This window comes from Subtercola boreus (genome assembly GCF_006716115.1).
Lineage (GTDB): Bacteria > Actinomycetota > Actinomycetes > Actinomycetales > Microbacteriaceae > Subtercola > Subtercola boreus.
In genome coordinates this window covers 3,070,864-3,092,238 of sequence record NZ_VFOO01000001.1, presented here as the reverse complement: position 1 = coordinate 3,092,238, position 21,375 = coordinate 3,070,864, and the positions used below count along the sequence as shown (strand labels likewise).

Below are 21,375 nucleotides of genomic sequence, written 5' to 3'. Positions count from 1 at the left end.
GGCGCGTCAGACGCCGGCCGCGGCCGGCTGCCGCGCCTGCGGTGCCGCCACGTCGGCAAGCACCCGCGCGAGCACCTGCGCGGCGGTCGTGCCCGCGAACTCGGCCTCGGGGTCGAGCACGAAGCGGTGCGTCCAGACGTGCGGCGCGAGTTCTTTGATGTCGTCGGGCAGCACGAAGTGCCGGCCCTGGGCCGCGGCCCACACCTTCGCGGCCCTGATCAGGGCCATCGCTCCTCGCACCGACACGCCGACCCGGCTCTCGGGGGCATCCCGCGTCGCCTCGGCGAGCTGAGCCGTGTACCGCAGGATCGCGCTGTCCACGTGCACCGTCGCGGCGAGGTCGGCCATGTCCGCCACGGCGCTCGTCGTGATGATCGGTGTGAGCGCCGCCGATGAGTCGCGGATCGACGCGCCGGCCAGAATCTGCTCCGCCGACGCCAGGTCGGGGTAGCCGATCGACGTCTTGATCAGGAAGCGGTCGAGCTGCGCCTCGGGCAGCCGGTAGGTGCCGGCCTGTTCGATGGGGTTCTGCGTCGCGATCACGAGGAACGGCCGGCCGACGCTGTGCCCCACGCCGTCGACGGTCACCCGCGACTCCTCCATGACTTCTAGCAGCGCCGACTGCGTCTTCGGCGACGCACGGTTGATCTCGTCGGCGAGCACGATCGAGGCGAACACGGGGCCCTTGTGGAACTCGAACGCGTGGCTGTTCTGGTCGTAGATCGTGACGCCCGTGACATCCGACGGAAGAAGGTCGGGAGTGAACTGGATGCGCTGGTGCGTGCCCTGCACGGTGGCCGCGATCGCCCGCGCAAGCGAGGTCTTGCCGGTGCCGGGAGCATCTTCGAGCAGCACGTGCCCCTCGGCGATCATGGCCATGATCGTGAGCCGGATGACGCCCTGCTTGCCGAGGACGGCCTGCCCGACGTTGCCGACGAGTCGGTCGAACGTTCCGGCGAACCAGGTCGCCTGCTCGGTGGTCATGCTCATGTCTTCTTCTCCTGACCCGGGTTACCAGGTGATGTGGTTGGACTCGAAGGTTCCGCCGGGGCCGTCGATGGTCACGTAGACCGACGATCCGGTGTAGCCGAAGTAGGCGTTGTTGGTGAGGGTGGCGTTGCCGCTCGATCCGACGTTGACCGTCTTGGTCAGCCAGGTCGTCTTGCAGCCACCGCCGTTGGCGCAGTTGCTGCGGTAGGTCAGCGTGTAGGAACCGGGTTTCGCATCGGTGATGCTCACATTGACGTAGGCGCAGCCTGCGCTCGAGCACTCGGAGTTCCGCACGGAGCCACCCTTCGACACGCTCACCGCCGTCGTGATCGGTTCGGCCCGGCTCGTCGCCGCCGCGGAGACCGTTCCGCTGACCTGGCCGGCATTGTCGACCGTGCGGGCGTCGATGGTGTGCCGCTGGCTGTAGCCGTCACCGACCACACGGCTGCCTCCCGCGGCCCCCACGTTCTCCCAGCCGCCGCCGTCGATGCTGATCTCGATGTGGAAGTCCTGGCCGTTGCGGTCGGGTGCGCCCCAGGTCACGGTGACGCTCTTCGCGTTGTCGCTCGCGCTCGCGGTGGGATTGCCGGGCGCGCCGTACGGGCTGACGGTGTTGGACGCCCCGCTCGCCGGTCCCTCGTAGGTCTCGCCGTCGAGTTGGGTGACGGCGCGCACCTTCACGCTGTAGGAGCCGTTGTTGGGCACGCCGCTCCGGATGACCTTGTCGCCGGGCATCCCGGTCCAGCCACCGCCGTTGACGCTGTACTGGTAGACGAGTTCGCTCTGTCTTGCGCCCTTTCCGTCGGCCGCGCCGTACGAGATCGTGACGGTGTTGTCGCCCGCCGTGGCCTGCACGTTCGACGGTGCCCCCGGGGCCACGAAGGCCCGCCGCGGAGCGGACTCACCCGAGCTGTCGCTGGTGCCGGCCTTGTTGTAGGCGGTGAGCGAGAAGGTGTAGTCGGTCTCCGAGTAGTCCACCGAGACGGCCTGGGATGTCGCATCCGCACTCGGCGTGAGGGTGCGCACGACCGATCCGCCCTTCAGCACCTTCAGCGTGTAGCCCTTGATGGCGTCACCGTTGCTGCGGGGAGCATCCCAGTTGACCCGCAGCTGTGCCTGGTTGCCGACCGGGTCGAGGCGGGTCACAGTGGGTGCGGCAGGCGCATCCGGCTTGCCGGCGGGGATCTCCGCGGCCGAGTACGGGCTGAAGTCGCTGGGGGTCGGCGCCCGGTTCACGGCCTGCACACGCACCTCGTAGGGGGTGCCGTTCTCGAGCCCCTCCCATTTCACGGTGTTGCCGGTCACGCCGGTCTTCTGAATGGCGCCCTTCGCCGGCGCGGGCGAGATCTCGAGGTTGTAGGAGGTCACCGGCGAACCGGTGGTGTTCGGCGTGACCCAGTTCACGGTGAGGCTCTTGTCTCCGAAGACGAGCGTCGGCGCCGCGGGACGGTCGGGGCGGGCATCCGGTCTCGCCACTGCCGACGCGGGAGACGGATCGGAGACGCCGACCGCGTTCGTCGCGGTGACAGTGAAGGTGTACTCGACGTTGTTCGTGAGGCCGTTGAGCGTGCAGGTGGTCGAAGCGCACTGCTTGCTGTAGCCCTGTGGGCTCGACACCGTGTAGCCCGTGATCGGGGCTCCGTTGTCGCTCGGCGGGGTCCAGGAGAGCACGACCGTCCTGTCCTGGATGGACGTCACCGACGGCGTGGTCACGTTGTCGGGTCGGCCCTGCACCGTGAGCTGGATGCGCCCGTCCGCCTCGCGCGACGGGTCGTTCGTGGCGTCTGAGATGCGGTACCGCACCACCATCGTGCCCACGAAGTCCGCGGAGGGGGTCACGTCCACCTGGCTGCCGTTGATTTGGGCCGAGCCATTGCCGGTCTCGACGAAGGTGTCGATGATCTTCAGCGCGGTCTCGGGGTAGGGGTTGAAGTCGTTCGCGAGCACATCGACCGTGCGGGTCTTGCCCTGGTCGGCCTTGGCGACGCTGTCGTCGCGGGCCAGCGGAAGCGGTCTTGTGGAGGTCAGGACGTTCACCGTGACGACGCCGGTCCCTGGCTCGCTCTGGCCGTCGTCGGCCGAGATCTGCAGGCTCGACGGCCCCTTCGCGGCGGAGGCGCTCGCGGAGACGGTCAGCGTGTTGCCGTCGATCTTCGCGTCGATGCCTGAAGCAGGATCGTTCGTGACCTTGTAGACGAGCTTGTCGAGGTCGCCCCTGTCGGCATCGCGGGAGAGGGTGCGGAGGTTCAGCGTCTTCGCGTCCTCGCCGGGGGCGACATTGAGGCTGCCGCCGATGAAGGTCGGCGAGTGGTTGACCGTCGACACCACGGTGATCGGGATGACCAGGGTGGCCTTGTGCCCGGCGGGATCGTCTGGCCCCGAACCGTCGGTCACCTCGAAGTTGAGGGCGTCGGGTCCGAAGTAGTCGGCGTTCGACGTGTAGCTGAGGGTCATGGCATCCGTCACCAGCGAGGCGCCGTTCGCGTGCGAGGCGCTCACCTTGCCGGCCTCGGTGATGCGCACCGTCTTACCGGGTGCCACGAGAACGTAGTCGCTGAGGGCGACGCTCACGGTCTCGCCGCTGTTGACCGTGATCGCCTTCGTACCCGGCTTCAGGGTCGGCGCCTCGGTGTCGGTGCCCGGCGCGTAGACGAACGCCGACGCGGTGAGGCCGTCGACGTCGGTCACCGTGTAGGTGATGATCTGGGCGGCGGGCTGCAGGATGACCGTCAGCTGGTTGTCGGCAGTGACACTGGCATTCGGGTCGTTCACCGAGACCGTCAGGTCGTCGACGGTGCCGTCGGGGTCGTCGTCGTTCTCCCGAACCGGAACCGTCGTCGACGCCTTGCCCATCACGTCGGCGACGCCGATGATGTCGTCGCGCGCGATCGGCGCCATGAGTTGCGCGTTCGGGTCGACGCTCACCAGCAGTGCACCGACGGCGGTCGCGCCGTACTGATCGACCACCGTGTACTGCACGGTGTACTGGCCGGGGGTCGTCGGAGCATTCACGACGACCCGACCGCGTTTGATCTCGGCGGTCATGCCCTCGGGCAGCTGGAGTCCGTTCTCGCGGAGGGCGATCGGGTCGCCGTCGGGGTCGGAGTCGTTCGCGAGAACGTCGACAGCCACACTCCGCCCGGGCCGCACGCTGACCGCATCCGGCACGGCGTAGGGGTTCTGGTTCGCGGCCGAGCTCGGCACGATCCCGACCTGCACGGTCGCAGTGGCTTCGGCCCCCAGGCGGTCGCGCACGCTGTAGGTGAAGGTGTCGGTGCCGGTCGACACCGGGTAGGCCTCGTATTCGAGCCACGATTCGCCGACGTTCACGATGCGGCCCTTGGTCGGCGCGCTCGCCTGGCCGACCAGCTGCACGGAGTCGCCGTCGGGGTCGATGCCGTCGAGCACGATGGGGATCCGCACGGTCGTTCCCTGCAGCGCCCGAACCGTCACGTCGCGGGGTCGCGGCGGCGAGTTCGCGCCGGCATCGGAGCCGACGATCTGGATGGTCACGTAGCCGGCGTCACGCTGGCCCTGGCTGTCGACCACCTCGTAGGTCGCGTAGACCGTCTTCGCGACGGGGCCGGCCTTGAAGCGCAGGGTGTCCTGCGCGACGAACATGTCCCCGTCGGCCGGGTCGACGAGCGGCTCGACGAGCGTCGGCGAGAGGGTGATCGTGTCACCGTTGGGGCTGTAGTCGTTCGCGAGCACGGGGATGGTCGCGACATCCCCGGCGCGCACGGTCACGGTGTCGTCGACGGCCACCGGGGGCAGCAGCTTCGCCGGGGCCGGCACGGGAATGATGTAGACCTCGCCGACAGCCGACTTCGAACCGTTCGTGACGGTGTACCGGATGGTCGTGGGGCTCGTGATGCCGGGAACATCGGTGACGCGCAGGGTCTCGTGCTCCAGCACCTCCACGCCCACCCCGGAATCGGCGGGGTTGTCGATCGACTGCACGGCGAGGATGCCGCCGGCCGGGTCGAAGTCGTTGCCGAGCACGTTCACCAGCACGCTGTGACCCTTGGTGAGCAGGGCGACGTCGCGCACGGCGATGGGTGCGGCATCCGTCGGCACGTCGGCCAGAACATCCACCCGCACCAGGTTCGTCGACGACTTGGGGCCGTTCGTGACCGCGTAGGGCACGTAGTAGGTGCCGGGAGTTGCAGAGAGGAAGCTGAAGGTGCCCGTGGTGTAGTCCGGCACGACGGTGGCCCCGGCGACCTCGTTCACCTTGGCGAGCCGGAGCTGCGTGCCGCTCGGGCTCAGGTCGTTCAGCAGTGGGGACGCGGTGACCTGCTGGTTGGGCCGGGTGATGTAGTGGTCGGCGTTCGTCACGGGCGGCAGAGTGCCTGCGGCCCGCATCTCGAAGTGGATCGTGCCCTCGGTTTCGGCCGTGCCGTCGGAGACCGTGACCTTCACGTCTTTGCGACCGGGCTCTGCGTCGAGCGCGGTGAAGGTGATCTGGCCGTCGGCGCGGAACTGCACCTGGTTGGCGCCGTCGGCCGTCGCGCTCGTCACGAAGACGTCGTCACCGTCGGGGTCGATCCAGTCGGGCAGCACGTTGTACGACACCGTCGAACCCTGCTCGACGGGCACGCTGCCGATGCGTTTCTCGGTGGGCGCGCTGTTGGTGCCGGTGGCGCTGACGGTGAGGGTGACGGATGCCGCGTCCTGCCCGCCTCGCCCGTCATCCGCCGTGTAGCCGAACGTCGTGCCGCCTGTCGCGCCGGCCGGCACGCTGATCTGCAGGGCTGCGCCGTTCAGGATCGGCTCCACCGTGCCGAGAGTGGGCTGGCCTCCCGCGAGGCTCGCCGTCAGAACGTCGCCGTCGGGGTCTGAATCGTTGTCGAGCACCGGCAGGATGGTCGTCCGACCGGCCCGCACGCCGAACTTGTCGTTCTCGGCGATCGGCGGGTTGTTCTGCTCCGTGCGGTTCGGCAGCACCTGTTGCAGCACGTCTTCGGGGGTGTCGTCGTTGTCGTCCTTCTGGGTCTGGTCGGCGGGAGGCACGACGTCGTCCCAGTTCTCGACCTTCTTCATGTCCTGGTTGACGAGCCAGACCGCTCCGCTTGTGAGGTCGTTGAGCACGACGACGTTCCGGTTGACTCGGAAGAGCAGGTCGGCGTTGTCGGCCAGCCCGTCGATCGACCGCGCGACGTCGTTTGCCGTGCCGTCGCAGTCGCGCACATATGTGGAGGCGCCCGACCAGGCCGCATAGGCGCAGCCGCCGAGGGAGACGGGTGCCGTCGGCCGGCCCGCTCCACCGGTGCTCGACGGCGGAGCGTCGACCGTGGTTGCCTCACCGCCGTCGAGCGGCTGCTCGAGGAGCGCGCCCGCGGTCGCGATGAGCACCGTTCCGGACTCGGGGCCGTTCTGCTGCAGGATGCCGCCCTTGGCGGCGTCGAGCGTGACCGTCTTGCCGCCCGGCAGGAAGACGGTGCCGTTCACGCTGTCAAAGACGACCGCGTCGGTGCCGACGGTGGCGAGGCTGAGCTTGGCGTCGTCGGCGACGGCCGGCAGTTCGCTGGTGGTGATGTCGGGGCTCTTCGAGGTGGTTCCGGTGCGGCCGTCGAAGGTCGGGGTCGGGGTCGGGGTGGGCGTCGGGGTCGCGCCGGCCGCGGTGGTCGCGGTGCCGGCCGGTGGGGTGGCCGCCGGGCTGGCCGTCTCGGAGGCGGGTGCGTCGGAACTCTGCTCATCCGGAACCGGTGCCGCCTGGGCATCCGCCGGGATCGTGACCAGCGTGCGATCTGTGAGCGAGAGGCCGTGGATACCGCCGCTGCTGTCGACCGTGGCGGAAGCCCCGGAGCCGAGCCGGTACAGCGGGGCCTGCGGGGCCGGCAGGAAACTGGCGAGCGACCCGGGCGACGTGGCCCAGAGCATCCCACTCGCCGGGTCGAGCACCGAGACGGTGTCGGCACCGAGGGAGACCTGCGCATCGGCCGGCACGGCGACCGGGTTGCCGACCGAGACCGTCGCGGGGTCGACCGTCTGCATCGTCGAGGAGGCCGGGTCGACGGCGATAACCGTGTCGCCGTTCTGCAGGATGCCGAAGTTGCCGCTCGTCATCCGCAGCCCACTGTCGAGCACCTGCGACGGGTAGTTGAGGTGGCCGAGCAGTAGCCCGCTCGGCTTCGAGACCCAGACGCCGCCGTCGTTCAGCTGCACATTCGCGGTCGAGACGCCCTGGTAGAAGATCGCCATCGTCGTCACTGCGAGTGACACGGCAGACACCGTCGCCACCGAAGCAAACGTCGCCTTGTGGCGCCGAATGGCTTCGAAGAGCCTCACGTGAACCCCCGCTGTGAGATGTGACAAGCCGGACCATTCAAACATGACTTGTTGCCATCCCCTAAACAAGGGTCGCAACGTGACTGGCCGCCCGCAGCTCAACGCCTGCGGCCGCTGCGGGCGACCAGCTTATTTCCCGGTCCCGCGTAATGGATGAAGTCGTTCTGTATCTCCCAAGTGAACCAACCACTGGCCGTCGAGCTCCGCTCGGGCCCCGTCGAAGAAGGATGTCCCACCATGAAGAAGGCCAACGCGCTCCGCCGTGCGGTCGCTGTCGCATCAGCGACCGTCGCGCTCACCGCACTGATGTCGGTTTCAGGAGCGGGGGCCGCAAGCGCCTTCAGCTGCGGCCAGCACGTGGGGCAGTCCCCACTCTGCATCCCGCAGAAGCGGTGACGCTCCGGCGCGGGTGAAACGGGCGGCGCACGGCAGGATGGAGGCATGCAGCTCACCGTTCTCGGCACGTCCGCCCCGTTCCCCGTGCCCGGAAACGCCTGCTCGGGCTACCTCCTGCGGTCGGGCGGGCCGGTGGCTTCGGATGCCGCGGGTTCTGCCCTGTCGCTCCCCATGGCCGGGCCGGTGGCTCCGGATGCCCGCCCCACCTCGCTCTGGATCGACGCCGGCACCGGCACCTTCGCCGAACTGCAGCGGCACCTAGCGCCGGGAGACCTCGACGCGATCTTCGTCTCGCACCGGCACGCGGACCACACGGCCGACCTCCTCGTGGCCTCCTACGCCTACCGGTTCAGCACCGCGCCGGCCCTCGCGGCCCGCGGCTCACGCCGCATCCCGGTGTTCGGCCCGGAAGGCCTCGCCGAGCGCCTCGCCGAGTACCTCGGGCCCACCGCGCTCGCCGGCCTGGAGTCGGTCTTCGAGTTCACGGAGCTGCACGGCTGGGGCGAGGCCCGCGTGGGAGACCTCGACCTGTCGTGGGGGCCGGTGTCGCACGGGGTGCCGGCGTTCGGGCTGACGGTCGTCGAGCGCGGCGCGTCCGCGCCCGCTGCTGCTGCCGCCACTGCTGCTGCCGTGCCCGCTGCCGCTGCCGCTTCCGCTTCCGCTACTGCTACTGCTGCTGCCGTGCCCGCCGCCGCTGCCCCTGCTTCTGCTTCTGCTGCCGCCGACGGCGCTCCGGGCGCGGGAGCGGCCGCGGCATCCGGAACCGGCGGAGTCGCCGCCGGCACACCGCGGACGGCCTTCACCTACTCGGGCGACACCGCCCCCTGCATCTCGCTCGTCGAGCTCGCCGAGGAGTCGGCCACCCTGCTCTGCGAGGCCGGCTACGACGTCGCGCCCTCCGGGTCCGGCGAGGCCGCTTCCGGCGAATACGTGCACTGCACCCCCGAGGACGCGGGCCGCCAAGCCACCGAGGCCGGCGTCCGGATGCTCGTGCTGACCCACATCGCCGAGAACCTCGCCCCCGCCGCAGCCGTCGCCCGTGCCCGCACCACCTTCGCCGGAGACATCCGCGCCGCCAAGTCCGGCGCGACCTTCACGGTCTGACGCCCCCGCCCCCGCGCACTCCCCCCTCCCCCTCGCGCCTCGCACGCACTCCCCCCTCGCTCCCCCGCACCCCGCACTCGCACTCCCCGCCCCCCGCGCCGCACTTCCCCTCCGCGCGCCCCTGCCCGCCGCGTCGAATCGATTCGAAAGGACGCCAACTGCTCTTTTGCGGCCCGTTTCGAGCACTTCGGGTCGCATCGAATCGATTCGATGCGAGCGCCTCGCGAGGTGCGCTGGTGCGCGCGGGGGAGGGCGCAGGCGGGAGGGGCCTATGCGGGCGCGCCGACGGTCATCCACTTGTCGGTGCGCGCGCGGAGGCCGAGGGTGAGGGCGCGCGCACCGATGTAGCCGTAGCCGAACGCCGCCCACAGCCAGACGAGACCGGCGTCGCCGTCCGGCGCGAACAGCACCACGAGGGCGAGCAGCGGCGCGTAGATGGCGACGTTCGCGAGCCCGCTGAGCGCGAGGTACCGGGAGTCGCCCGCTCCGATCAGTACCCCGTCGAGCACGAACACGTACCCCGCGAGCGGGATGCCGAACCCCATCGCCAGCGCCGTGACAGCGAGTGCTGCCGCGACATCCGGACTCGAGGTGAACACCGGCCCGAGCAGCCCGAGCGCGGCGACCAGGGCGATGCCCGCCCCGAGCAGCGCGCCGACGCCCCAGCCCCAGCGCACGAGCCGCCGTGTGATGAGGCCGACTCGCACCACATCACCCGCTCCGAGCCCGTGGCCGATCATCGCCTGGCCCGCGATCGCGAGGGCGTCGAGCACGAACGCGAGCGTCGTGAAGAGGGTCAGCGCTATCTGGAACGCTCCGAGCTCGGCCGTGCCGAACGTCGCAGCGACGGCCACCGTCGCGAGGATCGCCGCCCGCAGCGATGCCGTGCGCACGAAGAGCCAGGCTCCGGATGTTGCGGCCGACAGAGCCCCGTCGAGTCCCGGCCGCAGCCGCGCTCCGCTTTCGCGGGCGGCCCGCACCGCGATCACGATGGAGACCGCGGCCATCGCCCACTGGGCGACGACGGTGCCGGCGGCGGATCCCGCGATCCCCCAGCCGAACCCGTAGATGAACACGGCGTTCAGCCCGGCGTTCGCGGCGAAACCGGCGACGGCGACGATGAGGGGGGTGCGGGTGTCCTGGAGCCCCCGCAGGAGCCCGGTCGCCGCGATCACGAGCAGCATGGCGGGCAGCCCGGCGAGCGAGACAGTGAGGTACGTCACGGCATCGGCCGCGACATCCGCATCGCCGGTGAACAGGCCGACCACGGGTCGCGCGAACAGCAGGCCGAGCAGCACGACGACGACGCCGAGCCCGAGGGCGAGCCACAGCCCGTCGATGCCGGCCCGGATCGCGCCGGTGCGATCGCCCGCGCCCAGCCTCCGGGCCACAGCCGGAGTGGTCGCGTAGGCGAGGAAGATCAGCAGCCCGATCACCGTCTGCACGATCGCGCTCGCAATGCCGAGGGCCGCGAGCGGAACCTCGCCGAGATGACCGATCAGCGCCGTGTCGGTGAGCAGGAAGAGCGGCTCGGCCACGAGTGCGCCGAGCGCGGGCACGGCGAGGCGAAGGATGTCGCGGTCGAGGCTCGGGCGGGGCATCCACCAACCGTAGCCAGCCCTCCCGACACTCGCGGCACTGTCAGACCGCGCGGCTATTCTGGACGCATGAGCGAAACCGGCATCGACACGACCGAACTCGACCCCGACACCCGTGCGCAGGACGACCTGTTCCGGCACGTGAACGGGCGTTGGATCGCGCGCACCGAGATCCCCGAAGACAAAGCGCGCTACGGGTCGTTCTACGAGCTCGCCGAAGAGGCCGAGAAGGCTGTGCAGCAGATCATCGTCGAGGCGCAGGGTGCCGATGAGGGCACGGAGGAACGCAAGTTCGGCGACCTGTACACGAGCTTCATGAACGAGGAGCGCATCGAAGAGCTCGGCACGGCACCGATCGACGCGCAGCTCGCGCTGGTCGACGCCATCGCATCCGTCGAAGACCTCGTGCGCACGGTCGGGCGTCTCGAGCGGCAGGGTGTGGGCGGGTTCTTCCACCTGTTCGTCGACAACGACCCGGGCAACCCCGAGCGGTACCTCGTGTTCGTCGAGCAGGGCGGGATCACCCTGCCGGATGAGAGCTATTACCGCGAGGAGAAGTTCCAGGGCATCCGGGAGGCGTACGTCGCGCACATCCAGCGGCTGTTCGAGCTTGCCGCCAGCGGATCGACCGCCACCGCTGACGCTGACGCCGGAAGCGCGCCTGACCGCGCCCAGCGCGTCTTGGATCTCGAGACCGCGATCGCGTCGAAGCACTGGGACAACGTGAAGACCCGTGACGCGCAGGCCACCTACAACCTGCTCTCCTGGGCCGACCTGCTCGCCCTGTTCGCCGGCGCGGCCGAAGACGACTCGCCCGCGGGCGCCCTCACCATCTGGCGCGACGCGCTCGACGTCCCGCCGGGGGTGCTCGATGAGGTCGTCGTGCGCGAGCCGAGCTTCCTCGAGGGCCTGTCGGGCCTCCTCACCGAGGACCGCCTCGGGCAGTGGAAGGACTGGCTGTCGTGGAAGATCATCCACGGCGCCGCGGCTTTCCTGCCGTCCGCCTTCGTCACCGAGAACTTCGAGTTCTACGGCCACACCCTCACCGGCACACCGTCGATCCGTGCCCGCTGGAAGCGCGGCGTCTCGCTCGTCGAAGGGTCGATGGGCGAGGCCGTCGGGCGCATCTACGTCGACCGCCACTTCGGCAGCACGGCGAAGGCCGCGATGGACATCCTGGTCGCCAACCTCATCGAGGCCTACCGTCAGTCGATCACCGATCTCTCCTGGATGACGCCGTCGACAAGGGAGCGGGCGCTCGAGAAGCTCGACAAGTTCACGCCGAAGATCGGCTTTCCGGCGAAGTGGCGTGACTATTCGAACCTCGACCTCGACGCGTCGAGCCTGTTCGACAATGTTCGGGCGACGAGCGAATTCGAGTTCCAGCGCGAACTCGGCAAGGTCGGCAAGCCGCTCGACCGCGACGAGTGGTTCATGACCCCGCAGACCATCAACGCCTACTACAACCCCGGGTTCAACGAGATCGTCTTCCCGGCCGCCATCCTGCAGTACCCCTTCTTCGACGAGGCACGGGATGCCGCGTCCAACTACGGCGCGATCGGAGCGGTCATCGGGCACGAGATCGGCCACGGTTTCGACGACCAGGGTTCCCGCTTCGACGGCGACGGACGCCTGACGGACTGGTGGACATCCGAAGACCGCGAAGCCTTCGAGAAGCTGACGGCCTCGCTGATTGCGCAGTACGACGCGCTCGCGCCCGCACAGGTTCCCGACCATCACGTGAACGGTTCGCTGACAATCGGTGAGAACATCGGCGATCTCGGCGGACTGGGCATAGCGTGGAAGGCGTACCTGATCTCGCTCGACGGCGCAGAACCGCCGGTGATCGACGGTCTGACCGGTGCCCAGAGGTTCTTCCTCTCCTGGGCGCAGGCCTGGCAGCAGAAGTCGAGAGACGAAGAGGTGATCCGCCTGCTGGCGATCGATCCTCACTCGCCGAACGAGTTCCGGTGCAACCAGATCGTGCGGAACATCGGTGAGTTCTACGAAGCGTTCTCTGTCGGTGAGACCGATGCGCTCTGGCTGGCTCCGGATGACCGTGTGACCATCTGGTAGCTTCGAGGTTTTACCGCTGGGGTCGTGGGGCCCCGGCACCCGTGCAGGTGACGCGGCTCCCGACGGCCGCAGACGAAGGAAACAACGGTGGCACAACCGATGCGCAAAGACCGGCGGCGAGCGTCGCCCGGTCTGCCGAGCGGGCGACGCTCGAGCGCGCCGCACGACAGTGAGACGTTCAAGCGCGGCTTCGTCTCGCTGACGAAGTTGGCGCTGTCCGGGGTGCAGATCACGGCGTCGGCTCTGGATGTCGCGAGCGAGAAGGTGCTCTTCTCCATCGACGACCACCTGTCTGTGCCGACCGCCAGTCTCGGCAAGGTTCTGTTGCTCATCGAGGTCGCCGCACGTCTCACCCAGCGTGACATCTCGGCGCACGGCCTCCTCGACCGCACCGTCGTGGACTCGGCCGCCGACACCGGCCTCTGGCAGCACCTGCAGGTGCCGACCCTGCCGATCGCCGACCTGGCCGTTCTGGTCGGCTCGTCGAGCGACAACCTGGCGACGAATGTCCTGCTCCGGCACATCGGGCTCGACGCGGTGCGGGCGCGCGGCGAATCGCTGGGGCTGCACCGCACGTTCCTGCTCGACAAGGTGCGCGACTTCCGCGGGCCCGATGACGCCCCGCACTTCTCCGTCGGCTCGGCGCGTGAGCTCGCGACACTGTTCCGCAACCTCGCGGAGGGCAGCATCGTCGATGTGGCGACCAGCCAGCAGGTGCTCGCCTGGCTCGGCCTCGGCAGCGACTTGTCGATGGTGGCGAGTGCGTTCGGGTTGGATCCGCTGTCGCACGTGCACTCCGACCACGGGCTGCTGCTGGTCAACAAGACCGGGTCGGGCGACGGCATCCGCTCGGAGGTCGGCGTGCTGCGCGGCCCCCGCGCGAGCGTCGCGTACGCGATCACGATGCGCTTCAATGACGCTGAGCTGACCGGTCGGCTCGCTGTGCTCGACGGGATGCGCACGCTCGGCACGGACATCCTGGAATACGTGTACTGAGCTGCGGCCGGGCGGTCGACGGGTGGCGGGTGCCGGGCGGCGGCGCGGGCCGGGGCGCCGGGCTCAGTCGATCAGGTCGAGGGCGACGAGGCGTGCGAGAGTCTCGACCCCGGCGGGTGGGCAGCGGCCCGCGTCGGCCGAGGTCACCCAGTGCACCGAGTCGACCTCGGATGACGCCGTGGGCTCGTCGGGCGTCGTCGCAGCGAAGAGCTCCATCGCGACCATCCGCCCCTCCGGCTCGCCGTGCGCCTGCACTGTCACCGTGAACAGGCTCTGGATGCTCGCCCCCTCCAGCCCGACCGCGATCTCCTCGCGGCACTCCCGCACGAGCGCTTCGGCGGCAGTCTCACCCGCGTCGATCTTGCCGCCCGGGAGGTAGAGCACGTCGCGGGCCCGGGCCGTCACCATGAGCACCCGTCGCTCCCGCAGCAGCACGACCGCCGCCACGCGGATCGGAGGGAGCACGCTCACGCGCCGCCCCCGCCGTCTGCGCCGCCCCGGTCGGCCACGAAGGCCGCGCGTTCGTCGCGCAGGACCCCGTAGATCGCGGTGTCCGCCCACGCGCCCTTGAAGAGCAGGTTCTCGCGCAGCAGGGCGTCCTGCTGCATCCCGAGTCGTCGGCAGACCGCCGCCGAGGCGGTGTTCCGCGGGTCGAGGTGGGCTTCGACACGGTGAATGTCGAGTTCCGCGAAGGCCCAGTCGAGCATCCGGCCCGCCGCCTCGCTCGCATACCCGCGACCCTGGACGTCGGGATGGAACGCCCAGCCGATCTCGGCCTGCCCGTTGGCGACGCTGTGCAGGAACACCGTGATCTCGCCGATCAGCCGAGGTGCCTGCGCCGGGATCCCGTCGGCCCCACCGAGTTCGACCCCGACCACCAGCACATCGCCGTCGTTCTCCAGTCCGGTTGTCAGCAGCCGGCGGGCGAGATGCTCGCGGGTCTCCTCGAGGGTTCGCACCTCCCAGAACATGTACTCGACAACCTCGGGCAGCCGCTGGTAGGAGTGGATGTCCCGGGCGTCACTCTCCCGCAGCGGTCGCAGTCGCAGCCGCGCGGTCTCGATCGGCGCAAAAGTGGTCATGCCTCCACTCTGCCAGCCCGCCCGCCTCCCGGCCCCCCACCCGCCCCCCACCCGCCCGCCCAGCCGCACCCACCCCCGCACACGAGGCCACCCCGCGCGTGGGCCCGGCACCGGGTGGGCGATTTGGGCCCCAAAAACCCTGCTTTAGGGCCCAATTCGCCCACTCGAGCACGGCGCGTGTGGGGGAGTGGGTGCCGCAGTCGCCCTCCCAGCCGCACCCACCCCCGCACACGACGCCACCCCGCGCGTGGGCCCGGCACCGAGTGGGCAATTTGGGCCCCAAAAACCCAGTTTTAGAGCCCTTTTCGCCCACTCGAGTACGGCGCGCGCGGAGAGTGGGTGGGCGGGACCCGCGGCGCAGGCGCCGGGAGTGGGTCAGGAAGCGTCGGCGGCGGTCGAGCCGGAGGCCGCGGGTGCGACGGCGGTGCGGGCTGCGAGCGGCAGCACGACGGCGGCCGGCTTCACGCCGAACAGGGACTCGAGGGCCGCGACGAACGCCTCGCCCTCACCGGCGCGGGCGAGTTCGCGGGCGCGCACCGACGGGGTGTGCAGCAGCACGCCCACGAGGTGGCGGAGCGCCGCCTCCGTCTCGGGGGAACTGTCCCCGCGACCCTGGGCGCGGGTGATCTCGGCATCGAGCACGTCGAAGAAGTGGGAGCGCAGCGCGACGACGGCGGGGGTGACTTCGGCCTCGACTCGGGCGGCGCTGTACTCCGCGGCGGCTTCGTCGACCATGGCGCGCGCGCTCGTGGTGGACGCGAACTCGTCGATGGGCGCGTGCAGGCTGATCGTCTCGAGGTCGAGCAGTTCGACGCCGGTGACCGACGAGACGGCTCCGTCGACGTTCCGCGGCAGGCCGAGGTCGATCACGAGGCGGCGCTGCAGGGCATCCGGAACCGCCTGCGCTTCCGTGAAGTGGGAAGCGGTGAGAACGGCCACGGGTGACTGGCTGGCGGTCACGATCACGTCGGAGGCGGCGATGGCGTCCACGAGGTCGTCAGCCCAGACCTGCGGGATCCCGTGGCGCGCGGCGAACGGCGCGACCCGGCCCGAGGGGGAGTAGACGGAGAAATCGGTGGCGCCCCGCTCCTGCAGGGCGAGGAGGCTGACGCGCGCGTACTTGCCGGTGCCGACGAGCAGGATGCGCGTGCCCGCCCAGCTTGTCACGCGGCTCTCGGCCAGGTCGAGTGCGAGTCGCACCAGCGACCTGCCGGCACCGCCGACACCGGTCTTCGTCTTGACGTCGCGGGAGGTGTGGGATGCCCGCTGGAACAGTCGCTCGAGCGCCGACGACGTGGTGCCCTCCACCCGGGCGGTCTGCAGCGCACGCTTCACCTGGCCCGCGATCTCGTCTTCGCCGACGACGACCGACTCGAGCCCGCTCGACACGGAGAAGAGGTGCTCGGCCACGGCGTCGCCCGAGAGCACGGTGACGGCCTCGAAGACGTCGGAGGCGTCGACATCGGATGCCCGGCTCACGGCCTCGATCACTTCGCTCGCCGCGAGGGCGCTCCCGGCGGTCAGCGGCTCGTCGACATCGAGGTAGGCCTCGAAGCGGTTGCAGGTCGCGAGAACCACAGCACCCTGGATGAAGTCGCTGTCGCCGACCAGCGAAGGAGCCACGGACGGTGCGCCGATGGAGAGCTTCTCCAGAAGGGTGAAGCTCGCATTGCGATGGCTCGCAGTCAGGCAGATCAGCACCAATACATCGTATGCGAGATTGCCGAGGATCTACGACGTCTTGTAGAACTCACACCAGCGCTGCGAACACCAGCACTCCGCCCGACGGCCCGTTGGGGAAAACAGGAGCAAACCCTGAGACACTGGAGTACGTGAGTCTTCCCACGATTGAGGCCGATGTGCAGGTGCTTCCGGCCGACCATCCGCTGCAGAGCGGCCGAACATCCGCGAGCCCCCTCGTCACCACGTATCAGGGTACCCGCGGGCCGGTCACCCCGATCTGGATGATGCGGCAGGCCGGCCGCTCCCTCCCCGAGTACCGGGCGCTCCGTGTGGGCACCGACATGCTCGACGCCTGCCTCGACCCTGCGATGGCGAGCGAGATCACCCTGCAGCCGGTGCGCCGCCACGGCGTCGATGCCGGCATCTTCTTCAGCGACATCGTCGTTCCGATCAAGTTGGCGGGCGTCGACGTGTCGATCGTCGCCGGCAAGGGTCCGGTTCTGCCGCATCCGGTGCGCACGGCTCTGGATGTCGCGGCCCTCCCCGAGCTCGACGAGAAAGCTCTCGCACCGATCTCCGAGGCCGTCGCGCTCACGGTCGCCGCGCTCGGCGACACCCCCCTCATCGGTTTCGCCGGCGCGCCGTTCACCCTTGCCGCCTACCTCGTCGAGGGTGGGCCGTCGAAGGACCACATCGCCGCCCGCACGATGATGCACTCCGACCCGAAGACCTGGCAGGCTCTGATGCGGTGGACGGCCTCCGTCACCGGCGCGTTCCTCCGCGCCCAGCTGCTCGCCGGGGCGAGCGCCGCGCAGCTCTTCGACTCCTGGGCGGGAGCACTCTCGCTCGCCGACTACACCGCAAAGGTCGCCCCCGCCTCCGCCCTCGCACTCAGCCGCGTGCACGGTCTGCAGTACACGGCGCCGGATGCCGCGACCCGCACCGTTCCGATCGTGCACTTCGGCGTGGGAACCGGCGAGCTGCTCGGCGCGATGCACGACGTCGGCGCCGACGTGATGGGCGTCGACTGGCGGATCCCGCTCGACGTGGCCTCCCGCCGCCTCGGCGGAACGGTGCCGCTGCAGGGCAACATCGACCCGGCGTTTCTTGCTGCGCCGTGGCCGGTGCTGGAGGCGCATGTGCTCGACGTGCTGGAGCGCGGGAAGGCCGCGCCGTCGCACGTGGTGAACCTGGGGCACGGCGTGCCGCCCGACGCCGACCCCGCCGTGCTCACGCGCGTGGTGTCGTTCGTGCACGAGGTGGCGGGCGAGGCGGCTGCGGCTGCGGCTCCTGCCCCGACCGCGAACCCCGCCTCCTGACGCGCGTGCCCGCCGGTCGGAGTGTCGTCATCGTCGGGGCTGGCGTCGCCGGCCTCGTCGCCGCGCGCACCCTCGCGCGGAAGGGTCTGCGGGTGACCGTTCTCGAGGCGTCGGCGACGCCCGGCGGTTGCGTCGCCACCCACGAGGTTGCGGGCATCCGTCTCGATGCGGGAGCCGAGAGCTTCGCGACCCGCGGAGGCACGGTCGCCGCGTACCTCGACGGACTGGGTCTCGGTGGAACCGTGGTGACCCCGAATCCGAAGGGCGCCTGGGTGCAGCTGGAGGGCGATGCGGCCCCGCTGCCGAAGAACACGGTGCTGGGCATCCCGGGCGTTCCGCTCGCGGACGACGTGCGCCGCATCATCGGCTGGTCGGGGGTGTTGCGCGCCCAGCTGGACCGTTACACGCCGCTGGTGCGGGTCGGCAAGTCGGCGTCACTCGGGGAGCTCGTGCGGCGGCGCATGGGCCAGAAGGTACTCGACCGGCTGGTCGCACCCATCGTCTCGGGGGTGCATTCCGCTCACCCCGACCTCGTCGACGTGGATGCCGTCGCGCCGGGACTCCTCGCGGCGATGGGCGTGCAGGGCTCCCTCTCGGGCGCCGTGATGTCGCTGATCGCGCGTCGCGGCAAGCCGGCGGCAGCCGCCTCGGGTGGTCGCCCCGACCCCGCGACCGGTGCAGGCGCGAAGGCGGGCTCGGCGGTGGGCGGCATCGACGGCGGAATGTTCCGACTCGTGGAGGCGCTCGTCGCCGACTGCGAACGGTTCGGCGTCGACCTGCGGTTCGGCGTCGGCGTGCGGGGGATCCGCCGCGTCGACATGTCGCACGCGGCATCCGCGTCGCCGAAAGGACCCGAACTGTTCGAAAGCGACGCCCTTGGAGCAGTTGGCGTCCTTTCGGCGCCTGGTGCGGGCGGTGATGACGGCGCGGGTGGCGATGCGGGCGGCGCCGATGCGGCTGGCGCGGGTGCGGGTGCGGGTGCGGACGGCGCGGGTGACGCGGGTGCGGGCGGGGTGGGCGGCGCTGGCGCGGGTGGCGCGGCGCCTGCCGAGTGGATGACCGTGCTCGACGACGGCTCGGTGCTGGGCTCCGACGCGGTCATGGTCGCGGCCGGTTTCCGGGCGGCCCTCACTCTGCTGCAGGGGCTCGACGGACTGAGCGAGCAGGCGTCGGATGCACGCTGGCCAGGTTCCTCGGCCGTGACCCTCGCGACCCTCGTGCTCGACGCCCCCGAGCTCGACGCGGCCCCGCGCGGCACCGGCGTGCTGGTCGCGGAGGATGTCAGGAGCGTCGGCGCGAAGGCGCTGACCCACGCAACCGCCAAGTGGCCGTGGCTCGCGGCGGCCGCCGGCCCGGGCCGGCACGTGGTGCGCCTGTCGTACGGCCGGGGCGAGAGTGCGGGCGCTGGCCCAGTGCCGCCCGGCGCCAGCCCCGCGACATCCACCGCCCCCACCGCCACCGGCCCCACCGCCACCGGCCGCCCGGCCCAGCGCACCGCCGCCGCCCCCACCGTCACGCGCGCCCAGGCCCTCCGCGACGCCTCCACCCTCCTCGGCCTTCCCCTCGCCGACGCGCAGGTGCGCGGCTTCGCCCTCGTGGAGTGGCGCGACTCCCTCGCGTTCGCGACCGGCGGCCACCGCGCGCGGGTCGACGCTCTGGTCGAGGCGGTGCACGAGCATCCGGGGCTCGGAGTCGTCGGGGCCTGGATCTCGGGCACGGGCCTCGCCTACGTCATCGACGGAGCGAAGGTCAAGGCCTCAGAGCTAGCTGCGAGTCTCCTCAGTTCATAGGGCTACGATTTACCAACAGGCAATTCACGACTGATCGGAGTAATCATGCGCGGAAAGCTACTTTTCGTGGTCGGCATCGGTGCAGGCTATGTGCTGGGCTCCCGGGCAGGTCGCCAGCGGTACGAGCAGATCAAGGCGGGCGCAGACAAGGTCTGGCAGTCCCAGCCCGTGCAGGCCGGTGTCAGCCAGGTGCAGGGTTTCGCCAACCAGCGACTGGATGCCGCTTCGGGCAGGATCGCCGATGGCGTGCGCAAGGGTCTCGGAGCTGTGCTCCGCCTCGACAAGTCCTCTGCCAGCGCCCAGAAGAACTCCGCCTGCAGCACCCCCGGTGCCCGCGCGGGTGGCGCGGGAACGAGCACCGGATCGGGTTCCGTCGTTCCCCCGTTGACCGGTTTCGTCGAGTAGTCGGAGTTCACTGTGGCTGATCCCGGCGCGTCGTACACGAACCCCCGCAACCCGAAGACGAAGCAGTCCCTCGCCGAACTGGTGAGCGCTCTGCCCAGCCTGCTCACCACGCTGGTCAAAGACGAGCTGACCCTGCTGAAGTCCGAGGTCATCAGCAAGGTCTCGAAGCTCGGCATCGGAGCGGGGCTCATCGCTGCGGCGCTGTTCCTGCTTTTCTTCGTCTTCTCCGTGCTGGTGGCGGCAGCGGTGCTCGGCATCGCGACCGCGCTTCCCGCCTGGCTCTCGGCGCTGATCGTGGCGGGTGCGCTGCTCGTCGTCGCGATCATCCTGGCGCTGATCGGCCTCGCGCAGATCAAGAAGGGCGTGCCTCCTGTGCCCGAGGATTCGATCACCAGCCTCAAGAAAGACGTCAACGCCGTGAAGGGACTGGGTGAGACCCATGAGTGACAAGAAGGCGCTGACTGCCGGATCGCGGACGGGTGCGGCGTCGAAGGCCGCTGCCGCCGGGCTGAAGAAGAACCAGCCGCCAAAACCCGACAAGCCGAAGGACACCCGCTCGCACGAGCAGATCAAGAGCGACGTCGTGAAGAACCGCGACAGCCTCGCGCAGACGCTCGACGCGATCGAGTTCAAGCTGAACATCCCGAAGCGCGCGAAGTACGAGACGGCGCAGCTGAAGGCGAAGGTGCTGGCTCTCCGTGAGGAGAACCCCGCCGCCCTGGTGGCAGGCATCGCGGGAGTCGCAGCGCTCGTCGGCACCGGCATCTTCTTCGGCGTGCGCTCGGCCACCCGCCGCTGACCGGAGCGCCACCAGCTCCGAACACCACACAGCCCAGCACAGACACACAGCGGGGGTTACCACCAGCATCGGGCGCGGGGGGTCGCGGCCGCTCCAGAGAGAAGACCATGACAGACCCTGCCCCCAGCACCATTCCGTCGACATCCGAGCCGATGGGTGAACTGGTCACCGCGTACGCCCTGTGGGCGGTGTTCCGTCGCAACCCCGACGCGCCGTTCGAGATCGACGGGTATGACGTGCCGTCTGTCGTCGAAGAGTTGGATGACGCGGTGCTGAGCATCGAGGGTGAAGACGTCACCGTGCGCGGCTTCTACGACGTCTCGGGGCTCCGCGCCGACGCCGACCTGATGGTCTGGATCCACGGCGAGACTCCCGAGACCCTCCAGTGGGCCCTCCGGCAGCTCCGTCGCACGACGCTGCTGAAGAGCCTGCTGCCGGTGTGGAATGCCATGGGTGTGCACCGCGACGCCGAGTTCAACAAGCGCCACATGCCGTCGTTCATGCTCGGCAAGCCGCCGCAGGGCTGGGTGACGGTCTACCCCTTCGTGCGGTCGTACGAGTGGTATCTGCTGCCGGAGGAGGAGCGGAGCGCCATGCTCCGCGACCACGGCATGAAGGGCGCAGCGTTCCGCACGACGCTGGCCAACACCGTCGCGAGCTTCGCGCTCGGCGACTACGAGTGGATCCTCGCGCTCGAAGACGACGAGCTGCTGAACCTCGTCGACATGATGAGGGACCTCAGGCAGACGGATGCCCGCCGGCACGTTCGCGAAGAGGTTCCGTTCTACACCGGGCGCCGCATCGGCACCGCCGAGATCGTGGAGGTACTCCAGTGAGTGATGCAGC

The 21,375-nt window shown here is 70.0% G+C and carries 16 protein-coding genes; 10 read left to right on the top strand and 6 right to left on the bottom strand.

Annotated elements, in window-relative coordinates:
* Window positions 1-6: 6 nt before the first annotated feature.
* Window positions 7-990, bottom strand: coding sequence for an AAA family ATPase (locus FB464_RS14370; protein ID WP_116413246.1), 984 nt, complete (start codon window positions 988-990; stop codon window positions 7-9).
* 21 nt (window positions 991-1,011) lie between these two features.
* The gene (locus FB464_RS14365; RefSeq protein ID WP_142206725.1) at window positions 1,012-7,215 is read right to left on the bottom strand and encodes an Ig-like domain-containing protein; all 6,204 of its coding nucleotides are present in this window, start codon (window positions 7,213-7,215) and stop codon (window positions 1,012-1,014) included.
* A 303-nt stretch (window positions 7,216-7,518) separates the two neighbouring features.
* On the opposite strand from FB464_RS14365, the gene FB464_RS19880 reads away from it, so the two are divergent.
* Together FB464_RS19880 and FB464_RS14360 are read left to right on the top strand one after the other, a co-directional pair.
* Window positions 7,519-7,677, top strand: a complete 159-nt coding sequence (locus FB464_RS19880; RefSeq protein WP_170151824.1) for a hypothetical protein — start codon at window positions 7,519-7,521, stop codon at window positions 7,675-7,677.
* Between the two features lie 45 nt (window positions 7,678-7,722).
* Window positions 7,723-8,781, top strand: a complete 1,059-nt coding sequence (locus tag FB464_RS14360) for an MBL fold metallo-hydrolase (protein ID WP_116413248.1) — start codon at window positions 7,723-7,725, stop codon at window positions 8,779-8,781.
* A 269-nt stretch (window positions 8,782-9,050) separates the two neighbouring features.
* Here FB464_RS14360 and FB464_RS14355 read toward each other — a convergent pair whose 3' ends face one another.
* On the bottom strand, window positions 9,051-10,382 hold the full coding sequence (locus FB464_RS14355) for an MATE family efflux transporter (protein WP_116413249.1): 1,332 nt from the start codon (window positions 10,380-10,382) through the stop codon (window positions 9,051-9,053).
* A 66-nt stretch (window positions 10,383-10,448) separates the two neighbouring features.
* Between FB464_RS14355 and FB464_RS14350 the strand changes: the two genes are divergently transcribed.
* Both FB464_RS14350 and FB464_RS14345 read left to right on the top strand, forming a co-directional pair.
* Window positions 10,449-12,455: a M13 family metallopeptidase gene (locus tag FB464_RS14350; RefSeq protein WP_116413250.1), complete on the top strand. Its 2,007-nt coding sequence runs from the start codon at window positions 10,449-10,451 to the stop codon at window positions 12,453-12,455.
* A gap of 87 nt (window positions 12,456-12,542) precedes the next feature.
* On the top strand, window positions 12,543-13,451 hold the full coding sequence (locus FB464_RS14345) for a serine hydrolase (protein WP_246093073.1): 909 nt from the start codon (window positions 12,543-12,545) through the stop codon (window positions 13,449-13,451).
* Window positions 13,452-13,514: 63 nt separating this feature from the next.
* On the opposite strand, the gene FB464_RS14340 is transcribed toward FB464_RS14345, so the two are convergent.
* The 3 genes from FB464_RS14340 to FB464_RS14330 all read right to left on the bottom strand — a co-directional run bounded on the left by FB464_RS14340 (window position 13,515) and on the right by FB464_RS14330 (window position 16,234).
* Window positions 13,515-13,922, bottom strand: a complete 408-nt coding sequence (locus FB464_RS14340) for an NUDIX hydrolase (RefSeq protein WP_246093072.1) — start codon at window positions 13,920-13,922, stop codon at window positions 13,515-13,517.
* On the bottom strand, window positions 13,919-14,533 hold the full coding sequence (locus FB464_RS14335; RefSeq protein ID WP_116413252.1) for a GNAT family N-acetyltransferase: 615 nt from the start codon (window positions 14,531-14,533) through the stop codon (window positions 13,919-13,921). The genes FB464_RS14340 and FB464_RS14335 overlap by 4 nt, the downstream gene beginning before the upstream one ends.
* Window positions 14,534-14,908: 375 nt before the next feature.
* Window positions 14,909-16,234, bottom strand: coding sequence for a glutamyl-tRNA reductase (locus FB464_RS14330; RefSeq protein ID WP_116413253.1), 1,326 nt, complete (start codon window positions 16,232-16,234; stop codon window positions 14,909-14,911).
* 158 nt (window positions 16,235-16,392) lie between these two features.
* Here FB464_RS14330 and hemE point away from each other — a divergent pair, with 158 nt between their 5' ends.
* The 6 genes from hemE (at window position 16,393) to hemQ (ending at window position 21,365) form a co-directional block, all read left to right on the top strand.
* Window positions 16,393-17,535: a uroporphyrinogen decarboxylase gene (gene hemE / locus FB464_RS14325; RefSeq protein WP_170152025.1), complete on the top strand. Its 1,143-nt coding sequence runs from the start codon at window positions 16,393-16,395 to the stop codon at window positions 17,533-17,535.
* Between the two features lie 5 nt (window positions 17,536-17,540).
* On the top strand, window positions 17,541-19,325 hold the full coding sequence (locus FB464_RS14320) for a protoporphyrinogen/coproporphyrinogen oxidase (protein WP_211327262.1): 1,785 nt from the start codon (window positions 17,541-17,543) through the stop codon (window positions 19,323-19,325).
* A 45-nt stretch (window positions 19,326-19,370) separates the two neighbouring features.
* Window positions 19,371-19,730: a YtxH domain-containing protein gene (locus FB464_RS20300; protein WP_246093070.1), complete on the top strand. Its 360-nt coding sequence runs from the start codon at window positions 19,371-19,373 to the stop codon at window positions 19,728-19,730.
* 12 nt (window positions 19,731-19,742) lie between these two features.
* A complete protein-coding gene (locus tag FB464_RS14310) occupies window positions 19,743-20,177 on the top strand; it encodes a phage holin family protein (protein WP_116413255.1) in 435 nt (144 codons plus the stop codon).
* Window positions 20,170-20,529 carry a DUF3618 domain-containing protein gene (locus FB464_RS14305; protein ID WP_116413256.1) on the top strand — a complete coding sequence of 120 codons (360 nt, stop codon included), beginning with the start codon at window positions 20,170-20,172 and terminating at the stop codon, window positions 20,527-20,529. Before FB464_RS14310 ends, FB464_RS14305 begins: the two co-directional genes overlap by 8 nt.
* 107 nt (window positions 20,530-20,636) lie before the next feature.
* On the top strand, window positions 20,637-21,365 hold the full coding sequence (hemQ, locus tag FB464_RS14300) for a hydrogen peroxide-dependent heme synthase (protein ID WP_116413257.1): 729 nt from the start codon (window positions 20,637-20,639) through the stop codon (window positions 21,363-21,365).
* The last annotated feature ends 10 nt before the right edge of the window (window positions 21,366-21,375 follow it).